We start from the raw sequence: 17,488 nt of genomic DNA, 5'->3' as shown, positions 1-17,488 counted from the left end.
GGGCAGTCAGACGGTGCACACAGTCATACGCAGACAGACAGACGCGGAGTACGAAACGCACTCTCGGGGAGCGCATATGTACATCAGGGGCGACCACGCCGAGCTGGTCGTCGGGGGCCGCCTCGACGTCCGCAGCGCGGCGGACGCCCGCACGGTCCTGCACTCGGCCGTCGACGACGGAGCCGGCGACCTGGTGCTGGACCTGTCCGAGCTGGACTCCTGGGACGCCACCGGACTCGGCGTCATCATGGGAGCCCACCGACGCGCCGGGCGGTGCGGCCGACGGCTCGTACTCCGCGGCGTACCGGCACAGATGCAGCGCCTGCTGGTGGCGACCCGGCTGCACCGCATCCTCGCCATCGAGGGCGGCATCGGCGTCGAGTCGCTGCCCCGGGTCTGACACCACGTACGAAACGTCACCTCGCGCGCAATCCTCACGAAGCTGTGATGTCTCGGGCGGCGCGGTACCCCGGCTGTTCCTGGATACTGAGCGAAGGTTTAGGGTTCGCCTGCCCGCCGTCGGAACCCCTGGAGCGGGCACCGGACCAGAAGCGACAGCGCGGTGTGCACCAAGGCCGGGAGGGGCTCGGCACACGACGCTTTTGGGGGGCAGGACATCATGGACCCGAACACCCGGGAACCCGCAGAGTACGGTCATGACGACGACGGCCGGGCGCCTCGGCAGCGTCCGCCGCGCGAAGCGCTGACCTCCGACTTCGGCCAGCCCGTACCGGCGCTCGCCCGCACCGTCCAGCTCGTGACGGGCGACTTGCTGCTCACCGTCAACCCGGTCGACGGCAGCGAGATAGAGAACTACCCGCCGGGACAGCGGCCCCCGAAGCCCCCGAAACTCAGCGCCGACGAGCGCGCCGAACGCGACCGCGCCGCCCGGCCGCCCGTGCCGCCGGGACCCACGCAGGCCCGGCTGCCGCTCCTGGAGCGCCAGGAGGAGCGCGAGCGCCTCGTCCGGCTCCTCGCCCGCGGCCGCTCCGTACGCCTCACCGGCCCCGCCGGCTCGGGCCGCACCGCCCTCCTGGACGCCGTCGCCGACGACTGCGCCGACCTCGCGCCCGACGGCGTCGTCCGGCTCAGCGGCTACCGGCGCACGGCCGCCGACCTGCTGCACGACCTGTTCGCCGCCGTCCACGACGCCCCCCGGCACCGGCCCGGACGCGAGGAACTGCTCGGGCTCGTCCACGAGATCGGCGCGGTCGTCGTCCTCGACGACCTGGAGTTCGGCGGCAGCGCGCTGGACGAACTGCTCGACGCCACCCCCGAGTGCGCCTTCGTCCTCGGCGCCACGCCCGACGTCCCCGCGCCGTCCGCCGACTCCCTCCTCGAAGAGGTGTTCCTCGGCGGCCTCGACCGCGCCGCCAGCCTCGAACTCCTCGAACGCGCCGTCGGCCGCACCCTGACCGAGGACGAGTCGAACTGGGCCGGCGACCTCTGGTTCGAGTCCGAGGGACTGCCGCTGCGGTTCGTCCAGGCCGGCGCCCTGCTGCGGCAGCGCGACCGGCTGCGCGCCGGCCCCGAGGGCGCCGACGCCTTCGGCTACTACGAGGACGCCCCCGCCGACGCGCCCCTCGACGCCGAGGACGCGCCCGCCGTCCCGCTGCCCTCGCTCGCCGAGGGCGCCGCGCCCGCCGCGCTGCTCGCCTCCCGGCTCAGCGAATCGGCGCGCGCCACCCTGCGCTTCGCGGTCGCCCTCGGCGGAGAGGTGCCCCACCAGGCGCACCTGCCGGCCCTCGTGGGCGACACCCACGCCGACGCCGCCCTCGCCGAACTCGCCGGCTGCGCTCTGGTCTCCCCGGTCGGCTCCCGCTACCGGCTCGCGGCCGGCGTGCAGGCCCAGCTGGAGGCCGCCGGGTACGCCGACGACATCGAGGAGCACGCCCTCACCGCCGCCCGGCACTACACCTGGTGGGCCGGTCACCCCTCCGTCACCCCGGAGCGGGTCTGCGCGGAGGCGGACGCCGTCCTCGCCGCGCTGACCCTGCTGGTGCCCCTCACCACGGCCCCGCTGGACGACGAGGAGAGCGCCGCCGTCCACCTCGCCCGCACGGCCGCGCCCGCGTTCGCCGCCGGTCTGCACTGGAGCGCCTGGGAGCGCGCGCTGCGGTCCGGTGCCGAGGCGTCGCAGCTCGCCGGCGAGGTCCCGGATCAGGCCTACTTCCACCACGAGTTGGGCGTCCTCGCGCTGTGCGGCGGCCAGTTCGACCGCTCGCGCGCCGAACTGGAGGCGTCCATCGCGCTGCGCGGCGCCCTCGCCGACAAGCGCGGCACCGTCGCCGGCCGCCGCGCCCTCGCCCTGGTCGCCGACCGCTCCGGCGCCGGGCTTCCCGTCCTTCCCGCCGTCGCGGGCGACGAGGTGCCCGACGCACGGCACGAGGGGCCGGCGTCGCCCCCCGGCGGCGTACCGGCCGCTTTCGCGCTGCCCGCGCCGCCCGAGCCCTCGACCCTCGTGACCCAGCGGCCCGCCGCCACCGCGCCCGCCCGCCGGACCGCCGGCGTCAAGGGCCTGGTCAGCGGGACGCGCCGCAACCTGGTCGCCGCCGGCTCGGGCGCGCTCCTGGCCGCCGTGCTCGGCACGGTGGTGACCCTCGGCATGACCTCCGACAACAACGACGACCCGTCCGAGCGGGTGGGCGTCAACCCCACGGCCAGCCAGGGCGCCGAGGACGACAGCCTCGGCGCCGACAAGGCCGACAAGGGCTCCGGGGACGCGGGCACGTCGAGCGAGCCGACCGATCCGGGCCCGGACGGCAGTTACGGGACGTCGGACGACCCGACGCCCTCCGACGCCGGCGAGCCCTCGGACGACCCGAGCGGCACGAAGGGGGCCACCCCGTCGAAGTCGCCGTCCAAGTCGCCCACCACCAAGCCCTCGTCGCCGAAACCGTCCTCGCCGAAGCCGCCGACTAGTAAGCCGCCGACAAGTCACTCGCCGTCGCCGTCGCCGTCCACGTCGAGCGGCACGCCATCGGCGCCGGCCACCTCGAACTCCGCGAGCGGTCCGGCGACCAGCTCCGCGAGCGGGCCCGCCGGCGGCGCGGACGGTGCTCCGCTGATGTGAGCCGGGAGCGCGACGGCACAAGGGCCGGGTCCGTCACGGACCCGGCCCTTCGTACCACCGGCGCGCGCCGGTGCCGGTTTCAGAACAGCCGCAGCTTGTCGTCCTCGATACCGCGCAGCGCGTTGTAGTCCAGGACCGTGCAGCCGATACCGCGGTCCGTGGCCAGGACCCGGGCCTGCGGCTTGATCTCCTGGGCGGCGAAGATGCCGCGTACCGGCGCTAGGTGCGGGTCGCGGTTCAACAGCTCCAGATAGCGCGTGAGTTGCTCTACGCCGTCGATCTCGCCGCGCCGCTTGATCTCGATGGCGACGGTCTGGCCCTCGGCGTCGCGGCACAGGATGTCGACGGGTCCGATGGCCGTCATGTACTCGCGGCGGATCAGCGTGTAGCCCTCGCCGAGCGTCTCGATGCGGTCCGCGAGCAGTTCCTGGAGGTGCGCTTCCACGCCGTCCTTGATCAGGCCGGGGTCGACGCCCAGTTCGTGCGAGGAGTCGTGGAGGACCTCCTCCATCGTGATGATGAGCTTCTCGCCCGCCTTGTTGACGACGGTCCACACGCCGTCCTCGTCGCCTGAACCCTCCTTCAGCGTGCAGGGCGGCGACATCCAGTTGAGGGGCTTGTAGGCCCGGTCGTCCGCGTGGATGGAGACGCTGCCGTCCGCCTTCACGAGGATGAGGCGAGGGGCGGACGGGAGATGGGCGGTGAGCCGGCCCGCGTAGTCGACGGAGCACCGGGCGATGACGAGACGCATGGTCGGCAACGCTACTCGAAGGGCACCTGTGCACGCGATTCGCCTGCGTCCCCCCGGCCCCGCCCGTCCCCCCAGGGCTTTCGAACACGCCTGTTTGCCCTGGAAACCCCGTGTTCGGTCCTGGCCGATTGTGTGCCTACCGGTCGCCCGCTGTGTGGGCATTCTCCTGGTGCCGCCCTCCTCCGTTGCTTACCGTATAAACGGGAGGTCGCGACGCGTGTACGCAGCGTGTCTGATGTCGCGGTCTTCCGCCCTGTCCGTCAACCCCCGTTCCCGCGGGGGTGCGAGAGGAGAACCCATGTCGCTCGACGTCTCACCGGCCCTACTCGAACAGGCCGAGCGAGGCGAGGTCGACGAAGCTGACTTCGTCGACTGCGTCCGGACCTCCCTGCCCTACGCATGGGAGATGATCAGCTCCCTGGTGGCCCAGCTGAAGGTGGACGGCGGCAACTTCGCCGACAACCAGACGCCGCCGCCGGACGAGCAGGCGCGTGGCCAGCTGCTCCGTGCGCTCGCGAGCGACGCGATACGCGGCGCGCTGCAGCGGCACTTCGGAGTGCGACTGGCCTTCCAGAACTGCCACCGGGTCGCGGTGTTCCCGTTGGACGCCACGGTGGACGACACGCTGGCACGCTTCACGTCGGTCCGCAGCCAGTTGCTGAACCAGTCGCCGGAGTTCCGGGACTGCTGACGCACTGAGCCGCACGGCTTGCCGCTCCGTACGCGGGAGGTGCATCTGTACCGGGGCGGCAAGCTCCCCGAACGACCGGGCCGCTCAGCCGAGGTGAGGGAGCACCTCGGAGCCGAGCCGTCGTACGTTCTCCTCGGTCGCCGCCAGATCCCCCGAGCCCTCGACCAGCAGGGCGAAGCGCGAGATGCCGGTGCGCTCCGAGGTCGCCGCGAGCCGGTCGGCGCACAGCCTCGGCGTCCCCACCGGGTGCAGCCCGCAGAGCAGTTCGGTGTACGCCCAGGGGTCCCGCATGCTGCGGGCGCGGCCGTCCACCGTCACATGCGCGTCCAGTCCCTGTTTCAGCCAGCCGGGCATCGCCTTGAGCAGCGTCTCCACCGCGTCGGAGCGGCGGTCGGCGATCTGGCAGACGCCCGCCGAGACGTGACCGGCGCCGACGACCTCCTCGGCCGGGCGTCCCGCGGCGCGTGCGTGCCGCCGCCAGAACGCGACCATTTCGGCCTTCTCCTCGTCGCCCACGTGCATCCCCAGGAGCATCGGCAGCCCGCGCTCGGCGGCGAGCCGGACACTGGCCGGCGAGGTGCAGGCGACGACCACCTCGGGGCCCGCCGCACCGCTCAGATCCTCCGAAGGCCGCGGCACGACCGGGACCTCGCGGAAGGCGAACCGCCCACCGGTGCCAGCGACGGACGGCTCGCGCAGCCAGCGCACCAGCAGATCGAGTGATTCCGGGAACCCCTTCTCGTACGCCTCCAGGCCCGCGCCGAAGACCTCCAGGTCCACCCAGGGGCCGCCGCGCCCGACGCCCAGCGAGAACCGCCCGCCGGACGTCACGTGCAGCAGCGCGGCCTGCTCGCCGAGGGCCACGGGGTGCACGGTGGGCAGCACGCTGACCGCCGTGCCGACCCGGATCCGGCGGGTGCGGCCGAGCAGCAGCGCGGCCAGCGTGACGGCCGAGGGGCACGTCCCGTACGGCACGAAGTGGTGCTCGGCCAGCCACACCGAGTCGAGTCCCGCCTCCTCCGCGACCTCGGCCGAGCGCACCGCGCGGTGCAGCGCCTCCCCCTGGCCCTGACCCGGGAACTGGGCCGCCAGTACAAAACTTCCTACGCGCATCGCACTCCTGCCTCCTTGGCACCGACGCGGAGCTTCCCCACCCGGCATAACCCCCTGACACGTGCCGAAGACACGGGTTGCCGGGGAGATTTGCGGATTGTCTGCAGATTGGGCCGGTCGATGGGGGTCGGAGGGGGTTGGTGGAGTACGCGTACCCCGGGCGCCCGCCGCGTAGGCTGGACGCGGCTCCTGCTCCCTGTATAGCTCCGTGAGGTGTCCTGTGTCCCCGCGTCGCAACCGTCCGAAGGGCGCCGGCTCGCCCGGCCCGAGCGGGTCCGCGGACCAGGACGAGCGGTCCGGCCGCTACGGGGGCTGGCAGTCCACGGAGAGCTGGCGCGGCGAGGAGTGGAGCGTACGGCACGTGGCGGGCGCGAGCGCCCAGGGCAAGACGTACCGCTGCCCCGGCTGCGACCAGATGATCCCCTCCGGCGTCCCGCACGTGGTGGCATGGCCCGAGCACTCGGGGGTGGACGAGCGGCGCCACTGGCACAAGGCCTGCTGGAACGCGAAGGACCGCCGCACCTCGCGGGTGCAGCGGTCCCGTAACGCGCCGAGGTTCTGAACCCCGTACCGCCTGGGCGGCCGTGGGCCTCAGACGTCGCGGCGCTCCAGCAGGACGAAGGCGCCCGCGATCGCCGCAGCGGTCACTCCGGCGAGCAGGCCGAGCTGCGCGGTGCCGCCGCCGCTCTCGCCGTCCAGCTCGAAGATCTTCGCGAGGGCGTTGGGGGCGTTGTAGTCCATCATCTTCTCGCCGATGCTGCGCATGCTCTCGGACATCATCAGGAACGCGGGCATGATCGCCGGCACCAGCACGACACCCAGCATGGTGGTGATCGCGCCGGCCGAGTGCCGCAGCATCGAGCCGACGGCGAGCGCCAGCACCCCGAGCAGCGAGACGTACAGCGCGCCCTTGAGGACCGTGCCGCCCCACTCGTTGTCCGACGAACCGCCGTGCAGGCCCGACGTGGTCAGGCCGACCAGCCCGATGGCGAACGCGGAGACGACGAACGCGACCGCGAAGAAGATCAGCAGCTTGGCGGCGAGCACCCGGTGGCGCTGCGGCGAGGCCGTGAAGGTCGTACGGATCATGCCCGTGCCGTACTCGGACGAGACCACCAGGACGCCCAGCGTGATCAGGCAGATCTGCCCGAGCATCAGACCGAAGAAGGCCGGGATCGTGTACGGGACGTCGCTGTAGTCCGCGTCGCTCGTCTGGGCGGCCACCAGGAAACCGATGCCGATCACCAGCAGCAGGAACACGCCGAGCGTCCACATCGTGGAGCGCACCGACTTGATCTTCGTCCACTCGGAGGCGAGCGCGTGCCCGAGGTGGGTCCGGGTGACCGGGATCGGCGAGGTGTACGAACCGCCCGGCCCCGCCTGCCAGTTGGGGGCGGGAGCGGTCTGCTGCGGCATCGGGGGCTGGGGCGTGCTCATCGGGAGTCCTCGCTGTCGCGCTTGTTCAGGTCGGGAGCGGCAGAGGGCGCGGCGGGTGCCGCGGAGGGCTGTGCGGGCGCCTGCGGGGCGGGCTGGGCGTACGGGTTGGGCTGACCCGGGCCGGGTGCCGCGGGGGCGCCGTACGGGCCCGCGGCGGGCTGTCCCTGGGGCATCGCGAACGGCTGGCCGCCCTGCTGGGGCGGCGGCGGCGCGTACCAGCCGGGCTGGCCCTGGCCGGGTACCGGCATCTGCTGCGGCGGCATGCCGGGCGGCAGGGCGCCCGGCGGCAGCTCCTGCTGGAGGCCCGCCTTCTGGTCGATGGTCGAGCGGTAGTCGACGGCGCCCTGCGTCATCCGCATGTACGCCTCCTCCAGCGACGCCTGGTGAGGCGACAGCTCCCACAGGCGTACGTCGGCGGAGTGCGCGAGGTCGCTGATGCGGGGGAGCGGCAGGCCCATCACCCGCAGCGCGCCGTCCTGCTCGGGCAGCACCTGGCCGCCGGCCTCGGTCAGCGCGGCCGTCAGCTTCTCGCGCAGCTGCGGCTCGGTGTCCGGGGTGCGGACCCGGGCGAAGTCGGCCGAGTTGTGCGAGATGAAGTCGCGGATGTTGGAGTCGGCGAGCAGCTGGCCGCGCCCGATCACGATGAGGTGGTCGGCGGTGAGCGCCATCTCGCTCATCAGGTGCGAGGAGACGAAGACCGTACGGCCCTCCGCGGCCAGGGACTTCATCAGGTTGCGCACCCAGAGGATGCCCTCCGGGTCGAGGCCGTTGACCGGCTCGTCGAAGAGCAGCACCTGGGGGTCGCCGAGGAGGGCGGCGGCGATGCCGAGCCGCTGGCCCATGCCGAGCGAGAAGCCCTTGGACCGCTTCCTGGCCACGTCCTGGAGGCCGACGACGCCGAGGACCTCGTCCACCCGGCGGGCCGGGATGCCGGAGAGCTGCGCGAGGCAGAGCAGGTGGTTGCGGGCGTGCCGGCCGCCGTGCACGGCCTTGGCGTCGAGGAGCGCGCCGACCTGGCGGGGGGCGTTGGGCAGCTTCCGGTAGGGGTAGCCGCCGATCGTCACCTGCCCGGAGGAGGGGTTGTCGAGGCCGAGGATCATGCGCATCGTCGTCGACTTGCCCGAGCCGTTGGGCCCGAGGAAGCCGGTGACGGCGCCCGGCCGCACCTGGAAGGAAAGGTTGTACACGGCCGTCTTGGCGCCATAGCGCTTCGTCAGGCCGACTGCCTCGATCATGCTCCGCACCCATCGAAAGGTTCAGGACGACGGGGCACACGCCCCCGTAAGGGTTAGGAGGATATCCGGGCGCCGGCGGTTCCACTCAAGAGACGGTAAAACGACGCAGGTCACGCGGGTGCGTCGTCAGCGAGGCGTGCCCATCCTTGTCAGGTACGTGTCGTTCCTGGTCAGCGGTGATCCGGAAGTGGACCATCCGATACGGGACGTCGGTACAGCACGCCAGGGCGTCAGGGCGTCAGGGCGTCAGGGCGTCACGCGTCCCGCTTCCTCAGCAGCACGTAGCCGCCGACGAGCGCCACCGCCACCCACAGCAGCATGATGCCGAGCCCGCCCCATGGGCCGTACGGGGTGTCGTCGTCCAGCGGGGTCACCACCCGCAGGATCCTGCTGCCCGCCTGGTCGGGCAGGAAGCGGCCGACCTTCTTGGTGGCGGACACGTTGCCGAGGATGGCGGAGATCAGGAAGAAGAACGGCATCAGGATGCCGAGCGAGAGCATCGGACTGCGCAGCATCGTCGCCACGCCCATCGAGAACACGGCGATCAGCGTCATGTAGAGGCCGCCGCCGATCACGGCCCGCAGGACGCCCGGATCGCTGATCGACGCCCTGAGCGAGCCCAGCGCCGCCTGCCCCAGGAAGAACGTCACGAAGCTGGTGAGGAGCCCGACCAGCAGCGCGAGACCGGTCGCCACGGCGATCTTGCTGAAGAGGAACGTGCCCCGCTGCGGCACGGCGGCCAGCGAGGTGCGGATCATGCCGGTGCTGTACTCGTTCGAGACGACCAGCACGCCGAACACGATCATCGCCAGCTGACCGAGGCTCATGCCGGCGAAGCTGATGAACGTCGGATCGAAGGACAGCCGGTCCCGCGCGCTCATGTCGTCGAACTCGTTCTTCGACAGCAGCGAGATCAGGATGCCGAGCGCCACCGTCACGACCAGCGCGAGACTGAGCGTCCAGACCGTGGACGCCACGGAACGGATCTTGGTCCACTCGGACCTGACGACCTGCGTCACCGCCATGCTCAGCCCCTCTTCCAGTCGCCGCCCCAGCCCTGCCGCGCGTCCGGCGGTGCCGGCGGCGGCGCCCCGGCCGGGTCCAGCGGGGTGTCGGCGTGCGCGTGGTACTCCACCGACTCCGCCGTCAGCTGCATGAACGCCTCCTCCAACGACGCCCGCTGAGGACTCAGCTCGTGCAGCACGAGCCGGTTCCGCGCCGCCAGCTCACCGATCTCCTCCGACCGCACGCCGTCCACCTCCAGCACACCGTCGCCCACCTCCAGGACCGTCACCCCCGCCCGGTGCAGCGCGTCGAGCAGCTCCTCCCGGTGGGGCGAGCGGATCCGCACGTACGAGCGCGAGTTCTGCGCGATGAAGTCCGCCATGGACGTGTCCGCGAGCAGCCGGCCCTGGCCGATGACGACGAGGTGGTCCGCGGTGAGCGCCATCTCGCTCATCAGGTGCGAGGAGACGAAGACCGTACGGCCCTGCGCGGCCAGCGACTTCATCAGGTTCCGGATCCAGTGGATGCCCTCCGGGTCGAGGCCGTTGACCGGCTCGTCGAACATCAGGATCCGCGGGTCGCCCAGCAGTGCGCCCGCGATACCGAGCCGCTGCCCCATGCCGAGGGAGAACCCCTTCGCCTTCTTCCGGGCGACCGAGGTGAGCCCCACCGTGTCGAGCACCTCGTGCACCCGCCCGCTCGGGATGCCGTTGCTCTGCGCCAGACACAGCAGGTGGTTGAAGGCACTGCGCCCGCCGTGCATCGCCTTGGCGTCCAGCAGGGCACCGATGTACCGCAGCGGATCCTTCAGCCGGTCGTAGCGCTGGCCGTCGATCCGGACGTCGCCCGAGGTGGGCCGGTCGAGCCCCAGCATCATCCGCATCGTGGTGGACTTGCCCGCGCCGTTGGGACCGAGGAAGCCGGTGACGATGCCCGGTCTGACGGCGAACGTGAGGTTGTTGACCGCCACTTTCTCGCCGTACCGCTTGGTCAGCCCCTCGAGCTCGATCATGCGGCCACCGTAGAACGGGCCCCCGGGGCCTGCCACCGCAGACGAGGTGCCCGGGTACGACGAAGGCCCGCGCCTCCGGAGCGGAGGCGCGGGCCCTGCTGTCGCTGTTCCTCGCTACCGGCTAGCGGGACTGCTGCGCCGGGACCCCACGCGAGATCGGCTCGTCCTCGGCCGGCGTGCCGGCCGCGGCCACCGCGGCGCCCGTGAGCGTCGCGAGCATCTCGCGGACGTTCGTGAGCTGCGCGTTGATCGAGTCGCGGCGGTTGGTGAGCGCCGCCAGCTCGCGCTCGGACTCCGAACGGATGCGGTCCGCCTTGGCGTTCGCGTCGGCCACGATGTCCTCGGCCTGGCGCTGAGCGGTCTCCACCGTCTGACGGGCGCGGCGCTCGGCGTCCGTACGCAGCTTCTCGGCCTCCAGGCGCAGCTGCTCCGCGCGGTGCTCGATCTCCGCGAGACGCTTCTCCGCCTTGGCCTGACGGGACGCGAGGTCGCGCTCCGACTGCTCGCGGCGCTTCGCCAGGTTCGTCTCGAAGTCCGCGGCCGCCTGCGCGGCCTTGGCGCGGGTCTCCTCGAAGAGGGCGTCCGCCTCCTCGCGCTTCGACTGCGCGTCCTTCTGCGCCTCGGAACGCAGCTGGGAGGCGTCGCTCTTGGCCTTCTCGACGATCCGGACGCCCTCGTCCTCCGCCTTGGCCTTGCGGTCCGCAGCGAACGATTCTGCGTCGTTGCGCACCTGCTGGGCCGCCGACTCGGCGAGCTCGCGGTGCTGCTCGGACGCGCGACGGGCCTCCTCGCGCAGGTCCTTCGCCTCCTCCTCGGCGAGGCGGAGGATCTTCTCGACGCGCGCGCCGAGACCCGCGTACGACGGCTCCGCGTCGCTGACCTGGGCCTGGGCGTTCTGCGTCTCGAGGTGGAGTTCCTCGATGCGCTTTTCGAGAGCAGTGATACGGGCCAGAGCGCTGTCACGGTCGGAGACGAGCTTCGAAATGCGTTCGTCCACCTGAGCGCGGTCGTACCCACGCCGCACAAGCTCGAAGCCGTAGGGGGAAGTGTCGCTCATGGGGTTCCTGTCGAATGAGACCGGTGAGGTGATAGAGGGAATCCTAGGGGCCAAAGCGGTGTGTCATCGAGCGGATACGTGTTTGATCTGGAGAATGACACTCCTTTCGGGTGGCTACCTGCCGGAGAGCTTGCCAGGGGCAGTCCGGAAGGTCCTGGCCAAGCACGTAACGGGTGTCCTCCGCTAGCCCTCTGACGTCTTGCCACCCGAACGGGGCGCTCCGACGGCCGCGCCGGCCTTGACCCCGCCGTCCTTGGGCGCGGACGGGGCCTCGAAGGACTCCAACGCCTCCAGGACGTCCTGGACACGGGAGATCTCGGCGTTGATGTCCTCGCGCCGGCGGACCAGCACGTCGAGTTCGCGCTGGCCCTCCTCGACCATGCGCCGCGCCTCCTGCTCGGCGTCCGCCTTGATCTTCGTGGCCTCGGCGACCAGCGAGGTCTTCTTCTGCTCGGCCTCCTTGAGCAGCCCCTCCGCCTTCTTCACGGCGGCGATCCGCACCTTGCTCGCCTCGGAGTTGGCCTCCGCGACCAGGTCCTTCGCCTTCGCCTCTGCCTCCGCGAGCTGCTCCTCGGCGGCCTTCACCAGCGCGTCGCAGCGCTCGCCGGCCGTCTTCATCGCCTCCGCGGACTCCCGGCGGGCCCGGTCGTGCAGCTCCTCGATCTCCGAGGTGATGCGGTCCCGCAGCTCCTCCGCGCGCTCCCTTATGGCGGTCGCGTCCCGGCGCGCGCCGACCAGCAGCTCGTCGGCGTCCGTACGGGCCCGCTCCACCCGGGTGTTGCCCTCCACGGTCGCCTCGGACACCAGCCGCTCGGCCTCGTTGCGGGCCGCGCCCACCATCGTGTCGGCCTGCGCCTCGGCGTCCGCCGTGGTCTTCTGCGCGGCCTGCTGCGCCTCCGAGAGGAGCTTGTCGGCCTCCGCCGCCGTCTCCGAGATGAGCGTGTCGACCTGCTCGGCCGCCTCGGAGCGCCGCTTGTTGGCCTCCTTGCGGGCCTCGTCGAGCGTCTGCTCGGCCTTCTCCCGCGCGGCCGCCGTGACCCGCTCGGCCTCCGCCGCCGCCTCCGCCTTGACGCGCTCCGCCTCGGTGCGGATCCGCTCCGCGTGCTGTTGCGCCGAGCCGACCGTCTCCGCGGCCTCCGCGCGCAGCCGCTCCGCGTCGCCCGTCGCGTCCGAGATGAGCTTCTCGGCCTTCGAGACGGACTCCGAACGGACCCGCTCCGCCTCCGCGGCCGTCTCCGCGGTCAGGCGCTCCGCCTCGGACCGCGCCTCGGTGATGAGGGTGTCCGCCTGCGTCGCCGCGTCCGAACGGATCCGGTTCGCGTCCTCCCGGGCCTCGGCACGGGTGCGCGAGGCGTCCTGATCGGCGTTCGCGATCGTGTCGGACGCCTCCGTACGGGCCCGCTGGGCGTGCTCCGCGGCGTCCGAGCGCAGCCGCTCGGACTCGGCGATCGCCTCCGCGACCGTACGCTCCGCGAGCGCCTTGGCGGCCTCCGACTCCTCGGACGCCTCCCGCCTGACCCGCGACGCGTCCTCGGAGGCGCGCTCCCGCTCGGCGTACGCGTCGGCGCGGACCCGGTCCGCCTCCTCCTGCGCCTCGCCGCGCGTACGCTCCGCCGCGTGCTCGGCCGCCGAACGCAGCCCGGCGATCTCCTCCTGGGCCTGCTCGTGCAGCCCGGCCACCGCGTCCCGCACCTGCTGCGCGGTCTGCTCGGCGCTCGTGACCATTTCGGTCGCGCGCCGGTCGGCCTCCTCGACCAGCCGTACGGCCTCGGCCTGGGCCTCGTCCACCCGGGTGCGCGCGGACGCCAGCAGCTCCTCGCTCTGCTCGCGGGCCCGCTCGCGCTCCTGGTCCGCCTCCTGCCGCGCCGAGCCGAGCAGTTCATCGGCCTCGCGACGGCGCCGGGCGGCCTCCTCCTGAGCGGCGGCCAGCGTCTCCGCGCCCTCGGTCGCCAGCCGCTCCGCCGCGGCCTGCGCCTCCGCGCGTACCCGGTCGGCGGTGTCCTGGGCCTCCGACTTCAGCCGCTCGGCCTCCGCCGCGGCCTCCGAACGCAGCCGTACGGCGATGTTCTCGGCCTCGGCACGCGACGCGGACGCGTCCGCCGCCGCCTCCGTGCGCAGCCGGTCCGCCTCCGTCTCGGCCTGCGCCTGAAGCGTGCGGATCCGCTCGGCGGCCTCCGCGCGCAGCCGCTCCGCCTCCTCGGCCGCCTCGCGGCGGATCCGCTCGGCCTCCGCGCGGGCGTCGGTCAGCGCCTGCTCGGCCGCGGCCACACGCTCCTCGGCCTCCGTGCGCAGCCGGCCCAGCTCCTCGGCGGCCTCGGTCTGCCGCGCGGCGACGGCCCGCTCGGTCTCCTCGCGCAGCTCCCGCGCGGCCCGCTCGGCGTCCGCCTTGATGCCCTCGGACTGCTCGACGGCATCCGCGCGGTGCCGGTCGGCCTCGGCGCGCGTGCGCTCCAGGGTCTCCTCGGCCTGCCGGCGCAGCGTCGTCGCCCGCTCGATGGCCTCGGTGCGCACCCGCTCGCTGTCCGCCGTGGCGGTCGTCCGCAGCTCGTCCGCGTCCGCCTTCGCCTTGGCCAGCAGCTCCTCGGCGGTCTTGGCCGCCTCCTCGATCTGCTGGACGGCCTCGCGCCGCGCCTCGCCGCGGATCCGCTCGCCCTCGGAGACCGCCTCCGCCCGCAGCTGCTCGGCCTCGCCGCGCAGCCTGCGCGCCTCCTCCTGCAGCTCGACCGTCTTGGCCCGGTACTCCTTGGTGTCGTCCTTCGCCGCGCCCTTGAGCTCCTCGGCGATGTCGTGCGCCTGGGCCCGCAGCCGGTCCGCCTCGGCCTCCGCCTCGGAGCGGATCCGCTCGGCCTCCTCGGTCGCCGCCCGGGTGGTCTTCTTGGCGTCCTCCGACGCCTTGTCGAGCACCTCCTCGGCCGTCCGCGCCGCCTTGGCGAGCTGCGAGGCGGTCTCCTCGGCGGTGAGGCTGCGCGCGTTCTCCTCGGCCTCCGCGACGATCTTCTCGGCGGCCGCCTTGGCGTCCGCGACGAGCTGCTCGGCGTCCGCCTTGGTGGTCTCGGCCTCCTTCGTCGCCTCGCTGACCAGCCGGGCGACCTGCTCCTTCGCGGTGCGCGTGCGCTGCTCGTTCGCCGACTCCGCGCTGGACAGCGCCTTGGCGGCGGCCTCCTTCGCCTCGGCGACCAGCTTGTCGGCCTCGGCGCGCGCCTCGCGCAGCGCCTTCTCGGCCTCCGCCATCCGCTGCTCGGCGGTCCGGCTCAGCTCGGTGGCCTGGCGGCGCGCGGCGTCCGACTCGGTGGCGGTGGAGCTGCGCAGCTGCTCGGCGTGCTCGGTGGCCTCCTGGGCCTGCGTCGACGCGGCGTTCAGCAGCCGCTCGGCGTCCGAGCGGGCGCGGCGCAGCAGCTGCTCGGCCTCAGCGCGGGCCGCCTCGGCGTCGTTCGTCAGCCGCTGGCGGGCCTCGGCGGCGATCCGCTCGGCCTCGGCACGAGCGGCGGCCAGCGCCTGGTCGGCCTCGGCACGCGACTCCTCCAGGAGCCGGCGCGCCTGCTGTTCGGTGCGGGCCCGCAGCTGCTCGGCCCAGGCGACGTTCTCGTTGACGTGCGACTCGACGGTCTGCCGGCGCTCGGCCAGCTCCTGGTCGAGCTGCTGGCGGCGGGTCACCGCCTCCTGGTGCAGCTCCGCCTGGAGGCGCGCGGCCTGCTCGGCGTGCTCCTGGAGGATGCGCTGCGTCTGGGCACGGGCCTGGCTCAGCTCCCGCTCGGCGTCCGCGCGCAGCTGGTCGGCCTGGATCTGGGCGTTACGGAGCAGCTGCTCGGCCTGATAGCCGATGTCCGCACCGTCGTAGGCAGGACGGGTCGCCAGACTGCGGCGCGCCTCGTGCAGCTTGGCGCGCAGCACCTCGACCTGATAGCCGAGGTCCTCGGCGTGCTGGACGGCCTTCTCCCGCTCGGTCTTCAGCCGTTCCATCTCGGCCTCGAACCGAGAGAGGTGGTCGACGTCAGCCGCCGGCTCTCGCTCCTGGCGTTCGTAGCCCCGCACTGCGCGGTCCCATCCGTCCCCTGGTCGCAAGTCTTTCCGAACGAGCTCCGTCCGTCCGCCGAACGGGGCCCCCGGGGAATGGTGTCAGATCAACGGCGGAGCATGGGCTGCTGCCCCGACGCTCGCCCCCCGAAACCTGGACCCCGGCCCTGGTCCTGTCGCAGACAGAACCCGGGGCCGGTCCAACGACAGGCCCCGGGCCGCCCCGATGAGGCGGCGGCCGTTCCTAACCCTACCGGCCCAGATATACGGAGGTCAGTGCTCAGGTGACTCAACAGCCGCCGAAGTGACCAGTTCTGTCAGCACGCCATGACAATCCTTGGGGTGGAGGAAGGTGATCCGGGAGCCCATGGACCCGATGCGGGGCTCGTCGTAGAGGACTCGTACGCCCTTGTCCTTGATGTCGGCCGCGTCGCCGTCGACGTCCGCGGTGCCGAAGGCGATGTGGTGGACCCCCTCGCCGTTCTTGGCCAGCCACTTCCCCACGGCGGAGTCCTCGCGGGTGGGTTCGAGCAGCTGGAGGTAGGAGGCGCCGCCGTCGGACGTCTCGTTGATCTTGAGCATGGCCTCGCGGACGCCCTGCTCCTCGTTGACCTCGGAGTGGAACACCTCGAAGCCGTACGTCGCCCGGTAGAACTCGACAGTCCTGTCGAGGTCGAAACAGGCGATCCCGATGTGGTCGATTCGCGTCAGCATGGAGTCAGTGCAGCGCTCCTGGCGTGGTTACGCAACGTGCGCGCGATCACACCGCGGGCCGGATGACGGGTGGCGTACCGCTCAGTACATTCTCAGTAAACCCTCGTTCACTCCTCGGCTGTGCAAGCCGGTAAGGGGATCGCACCTCATGTCTGGAACGAACAGCACGACCTCCGTGATCGTCGCGGGTGCCCGCACCCCGATGGGACGGTTGCTCGGCTCGCTGAAGTCCTTCTCCGGAGCCGACCTCGGAGGATTCGCGATCAAGGCCGCCCTCGACCGTGCGGGCATCGGCGGCGACCAGGTGCAGTACGTCATCATGGGCCAGGTTCTGCAGGCCGGGGCGGGGCAGATCCCGGCACGGCAGGCCGCGGTCAAGGCCGGCATCCCGATGAGCGTGCCGGCGCTCACCATCAACAAGGTGTGTCTGTCGGGCCTCGACGCCATCGCGCTCGCCGACCAGCTCATTCGCGCCGGCGAATTCGACGTGGTGGTCGCCGGCGGCCAGGAGTCCATGACGAACGCCCCGCACCTGCTCCCGAAGTCCCGTGAGGGCTACAAGTACGGTGCGATCCAGATGCTCGACGCCATGGCGTACGACGGGCTGACGGACGCCTTCGAGAACATCGCCATGGGCGAGTCGACGGAGAAGCACAACACCCGTCTCGGCATCGCCCGTCCCGAGCAGGACGAGATCGCGGCGCTGTCCCACCAGCGGGCCGCCGCCGCCCAGAAGAACGGGATCTTCGAGGCGGAGATCACGCCGGTCGAGATCCCGCAGCGCAAGGGCGAGCCCGTCGTCTTCAGCCAGGACGAGGGCATCCGCGGCGACACCACCGCCGAGTCGCTCGGCAAGCTGCGGCCCGCCTTCACCAAGGACGGCACCATCACCGCCGGCACCTCCTCGCAGATCTCGGACGGCGCCGCCGCCGTGGTCGTGATGAGCAAGGCCAAGGCGCAGGAGCTGGGTCTGGAGTGGATCGCCGAGATCGGCGCGCACGGGAACGTGGCCGGGCCGGACAACTCGTTGCAGTCGCAGCCGTCCAACGCCATCCAGCACGCCCTCAAGAAGGACGGCCTGGACGTCGCGGATCTTGACCTGATCGAGATCAACGAGGCGTTCGCCGCGGTCGCCGTGCAGTCGATGAAGGACCTCGGCGTGACCTCGGACAAGGTGAACGTCAACGGTGGTGCGATCGCGCTGGGTCACCCGATCGGGATGTCCGGTGCGCGGCTCGTCCTCCACCTCGCGCTGGAGCTCAAGCGGCGCGGTGGTGGCGTGGGCGCGGCGGCGCTGTGCGGTGGCGGTGGGCAGGGTGACGCGCTGATCGTGCGGGTACCCAAGGCCTGACACCGGGGGTTCGTCCCGCCGGCGGGGTGATCCCG

14 protein-coding genes are annotated in these 17,488 nt (G+C 72.3%); 5 read left to right on the top strand and 9 right to left on the bottom strand.

The features are described 5' to 3' along the window. The first annotated feature begins 76 nt into the window (after positions 1 to 76). Positions 77 to 400: an STAS domain-containing protein gene (locus ACFYQQ_RS09465; protein ID WP_037624916.1), complete on the top strand. Its 324-nt coding sequence runs from the start codon at positions 77 to 79 to the stop codon at positions 398 to 400. A gap of 219 nt (positions 401 to 619) precedes the next feature. Then, entirely contained in the window at positions 620 to 3,073 is a 2,454-nt protein-coding gene (locus ACFYQQ_RS09460; RefSeq protein WP_388904103.1) for an ATP-binding protein, read from the top strand. Positions 3,074 to 3,152: 79 nt separating this feature from the next. Here the strand turns inward: ACFYQQ_RS09460 and nucS are convergent, their stop codons facing one another. Further along, a complete protein-coding gene (nucS, locus tag ACFYQQ_RS09455) occupies positions 3,153 to 3,824 on the bottom strand; it encodes an endonuclease NucS (protein ID WP_355791422.1) in 672 nt (223 codons plus the stop codon). A 298-nt stretch (positions 3,825 to 4,122) separates the two neighbouring features. Between nucS and ACFYQQ_RS09450 the strand changes: the two genes are divergently transcribed. After that, complete coding sequence (locus ACFYQQ_RS09450) at positions 4,123 to 4,515, top strand: SCO5389 family protein (RefSeq protein ID WP_355791419.1); 393 nt, start codon at positions 4,123 to 4,125, stop codon at positions 4,513 to 4,515. An 84-nt stretch (positions 4,516 to 4,599) separates the two neighbouring features. Here the strand turns inward: ACFYQQ_RS09450 and ACFYQQ_RS09445 are convergent, their stop codons facing one another. Continuing rightward, on the bottom strand, positions 4,600 to 5,628 hold the full coding sequence (locus ACFYQQ_RS09445) for an LLM class flavin-dependent oxidoreductase (RefSeq protein WP_355791416.1): 1,029 nt from the start codon (positions 5,626 to 5,628) through the stop codon (positions 4,600 to 4,602). 220 nt (positions 5,629 to 5,848) lie between these two features. Here ACFYQQ_RS09445 and ACFYQQ_RS09440 point away from each other — a divergent pair, with 220 nt between their 5' ends. Further along, positions 5,849 to 6,190 (top strand): ATP/GTP-binding protein, encoded by a 342-nt coding sequence (locus ACFYQQ_RS09440; protein WP_355791413.1) that lies wholly within the window; start codon positions 5,849 to 5,851, stop codon positions 6,188 to 6,190. A 29-nt stretch (positions 6,191 to 6,219) separates the two neighbouring features. Here the strand turns inward: ACFYQQ_RS09440 and ACFYQQ_RS09435 are convergent, their stop codons facing one another. The 7 genes from ACFYQQ_RS09435 to mce form a co-directional block, all read right to left on the bottom strand. Then, positions 6,220 to 7,065 (bottom strand): ABC transporter permease, encoded by an 846-nt coding sequence (locus ACFYQQ_RS09435; protein ID WP_355791410.1) that lies wholly within the window; start codon positions 7,063 to 7,065, stop codon positions 6,220 to 6,222. After that, a complete protein-coding gene (locus tag ACFYQQ_RS09430) occupies positions 7,062 to 8,300 on the bottom strand; it encodes an ABC transporter ATP-binding protein (protein WP_356169443.1) in 1,239 nt (412 codons plus the stop codon). The genes ACFYQQ_RS09435 and ACFYQQ_RS09430 overlap by 4 nt, the downstream gene beginning before the upstream one ends. A 254-nt stretch (positions 8,301 to 8,554) precedes the next feature. Then, on the bottom strand, positions 8,555 to 9,325 hold the full coding sequence (locus ACFYQQ_RS09425) for an ABC transporter permease (RefSeq protein ID WP_356169445.1): 771 nt from the start codon (positions 9,323 to 9,325) through the stop codon (positions 8,555 to 8,557). 2 nt (positions 9,326 to 9,327) lie between these two features. Then, a complete protein-coding gene (locus tag ACFYQQ_RS09420; protein WP_356169448.1) occupies positions 9,328 to 10,317 on the bottom strand; it encodes an ATP-binding cassette domain-containing protein in 990 nt (329 codons plus the stop codon). A gap of 121 nt (positions 10,318 to 10,438) precedes the next feature. After that, the gene (locus tag ACFYQQ_RS09415; protein ID WP_121406020.1) at positions 10,439 to 11,374 is read right to left on the bottom strand and encodes a cellulose-binding protein; all 936 of its coding nucleotides are present in this window, start codon (positions 11,372 to 11,374) and stop codon (positions 10,439 to 10,441) included. A 183-nt stretch (positions 11,375 to 11,557) separates the two neighbouring features. Next, positions 11,558 to 15,406, bottom strand: coding sequence for a polarized growth protein Scy (scy, locus tag ACFYQQ_RS09410; protein ID WP_388904098.1), 3,849 nt, complete (start codon positions 15,404 to 15,406; stop codon positions 11,558 to 11,560). A gap of 255 nt (positions 15,407 to 15,661) precedes the next feature. Continuing rightward, positions 15,662 to 16,102 (bottom strand): methylmalonyl-CoA epimerase, encoded by a 441-nt coding sequence (gene mce / locus ACFYQQ_RS09405; protein ID WP_355792002.1) that lies wholly within the window; start codon positions 16,100 to 16,102, stop codon positions 15,662 to 15,664. A 148-nt stretch (positions 16,103 to 16,250) separates the two neighbouring features. Here mce and ACFYQQ_RS09400 point away from each other — a divergent pair, with 148 nt between their 5' ends. Further along, positions 16,251 to 17,453, top strand: coding sequence for an acetyl-CoA C-acetyltransferase (locus ACFYQQ_RS09400; RefSeq protein WP_355792005.1), 1,203 nt, complete (start codon positions 16,251 to 16,253; stop codon positions 17,451 to 17,453). The last annotated feature ends 35 nt before the right edge of the window (positions 17,454 to 17,488 follow it).

The organism is Streptomyces sp. NPDC005496 (assembly GCF_042872045.1).
Classification (GTDB): domain Bacteria; phylum Actinomycetota; class Actinomycetes; order Streptomycetales; family Streptomycetaceae; genus Streptomyces.
The sequence above is the reverse complement of the archived record's forward strand: the minus strand, read 5'-3'. Positions and strand labels throughout refer to the sequence as shown.